This is a genomic window from Staphylococcus sp. SA22 (assembly GCF_054165785.1).
Genome location: NZ_JBSZQY010000027.1, coordinates 14,177 through 16,708 on the forward strand (window position 1 = coordinate 14,177; position 2,532 = coordinate 16,708).

Annotated in this window: 2 protein-coding genes; one reads left to right on the top strand and one right to left on the bottom strand. The window is 32.4% G+C overall.

Annotation, left to right across the window (positions count from 1 at the left end; genetic code table 11):
- The coding region (locus tag ACXQH5_RS13475; RefSeq protein ID WP_458067616.1) for a tRNA (adenosine(37)-N6)-threonylcarbamoyltransferase complex transferase subunit TsaD at positions 1 to 508 on the top strand (508 nt) is incomplete at its 5' end.
- A gap of 308 nt (positions 509 to 816) precedes the next feature.
- Here ACXQH5_RS13475 and ACXQH5_RS13480 read toward each other — a convergent pair.
- Positions 817 to 2,427: a MutS family DNA mismatch repair protein gene (locus tag ACXQH5_RS13480; RefSeq protein WP_000106314.1), complete on the bottom strand. Its 1,611-nt coding sequence runs from the start codon at positions 2,425 to 2,427 to the stop codon at positions 817 to 819.
- Positions 2,428 to 2,532 lie beyond the last annotated feature (105 nt).

A 2,532-nucleotide genomic window follows, 5' to 3' on the forward strand; every position in this document is an offset into this window, starting at 1 on the left:
ACGAACAATTGGTTTAAATTATCCAGGTGGTCCACAAGTTGATCGGTTGGCTGCTGAAGGTGAAGATACTTATTCATTCCCTCGTGTTTGGTTGGATAAAGATAGTTATGATTTTAGTTTTAGTGGGTTGAAAAGTGCCGTAATCAATCAACTTCACAATCAACGACAAAAAAATATTCCAATCATTGAAGCTAACGTAGCAACGAGCTTTCAAAACAGTGTTGTAGAGGTGCTTACGTTTAAAGCCATTCAAGCTTGTAAAGAATATGGTGTTCAGCGATTAATTGTTGCTGGTGGCGTGGCGAGTAATAAAGGATTACGTCAATCTTTAGCGGATCAATGCAAAATCAATGACATTCAATTAACTATCCCTAGCCCTAAATTATGCACAGATAATGCTGCAATGATAGGCGTTGCCGGCCACTATTTGTATCAGCAAGGTCGATTTGCTGATTTAGCATTAAATGGGCACAGCAATATAGATTTAGAAGAGTATTCTGCAGAATAAAATAAACGTCAGTTATTAACATGATTACGATGAACATTATTGAAACTGTTCATTGTCTTTTGTCATGTGATAGCTGACGTTTTTATATTGCAATTAGGGGAGTGAGACAGAAAAGATATTTTCGCAAAATTTATTTCGTCGTCCAACCCCAACTCGCATTGCCTGTAGAATTTCATTTCCAATTTCTCTATGTTGGGGCCCCGGACTAGTATTGAAAAAACTTATTACAAGCGCATTTTTATTTAGTCAAAGACTGTCAAAATAACAATGTTGCGACTTGAACATTGATTGATGTTCAAGATTCATGCCTAACCATTGGAAACATTATCTTTTGCTCGTTCATATATTTTTGCTGGAAATGAAGTGATTTTTAATAATTCGATGGCATTACGTGTATTTGCTTTGCCAGGCTTAATTTTGTAATCAAAATGTATGTTATTATTTTCTATTACCTCATTGAAATGATAATTTTCATAACGTTGTTTTAAGAGTTCAGCTAATTCAATATCATGTGTTGCTGCAATAACTCTAAAGTTAGATTTTTCATGTAAAAATGATAGTACTGATTCTGAAGCGGCAATTCGTTCAGTTGTGTTGGTACCTTTAAAAATTTCATCTATAAAGCAGTATATTTTTTGATTATCTGGAATTTCAACAATACGCTTAATAGATTTTAATTCAGCCATAAAATAACTATCGCCTGATAACACATCATCGGCATTTGCCATTGACGTGAACACAATTCCAGGTTGATATACAAATTTGCTTGCGGTAACTGTTTGTATAGCCGATGCAAGAATAATGTTTATTGCTATGGATTTCATAAATGTTGATTTACCCGAAGCATTAGACCCAGTTAACAGTATATTTTGTGATAGTGAGAAATCATTGGCTACTGCATCTGCTATGAGTGGATGTGTTAACTCAGAGAATACTATGCCATCATTTGAATCATCAATTTGTGGTTCAGTATAGCATTCTAGCGTTCTACGATACATTGCTAATGCATAATGATTATCTAATTCAGCTATGTAATCGAAACAATTTTTTAGCTCATTCATATGTGTTGTATAGCTTTTTTGAATTGAATGGAATAAAACATAATCAAGCATGAAAATAAGTTTAACTAGTTTAATTACCATAGCTCCGATATCTTCATCATTAACTTCAGCTAAAACACTCGTTAAATGACGTGCTGTTCTAAATTGCTTAAAATTGACTTCAGGTTGTGGAGCATGTTTAATTTTTGAGATAGTATAGCCTTGTTTTAAAACATTGGATGCATAAAAGATAGACTTTAAGTCATCCTCATATGTACGCTTTAAAGTTGCAGATAAAATGATATTAAATAGGCAACTCATAAGAAATAATAAAATACCAACTTGTGAATTAATAAATATAACTGCAAATGAGATAACTGGTAAAAACGGGCATAGAAACAATATATTTTGACGTTTTACCGTTGTGATTTGGTCTGGAAATGTTGGATAAACAGTTTTACCAATCAAAGCTAAATGATATGTTACGTTTTTTCTAAATTCAGCATTATCATTAAATAAACTAAGTAATGATTTGTTCGTAATTGAAAGCATTCCACGTAAACAGGCATATAGTTTCATTTCGCCAATAGATGTTAAATTATAATTCATCTTATGAAAGATTGCATTCATATTTAAATCGGACCAAGTTTTATCATCAACTAAAGAATGTGATTCAAATTTATCCTTGTAGAGCTTATACTCATAGTCGAAATGTGAGTTCGGTCTGATAAAAGCCTCTAATGGAGAAAGTGTTTGCCATAATGTTTCCATAGATTTTAAAAGACGTTGACGACTCATGTATCGTCCAACAATTCCTATTACCGATGTAAGTATAATAATTGCTATAACAAATATTAAAAATGTTTGATTTGTGCTCATAAGTATCTCCTTATTTATTTTTAATAATGTGTTTGATCTTGAGCTAACCACATCATTCGAATACTGTCATGAAGTAATTTCTCTATTCTACGACCAGAAAATACA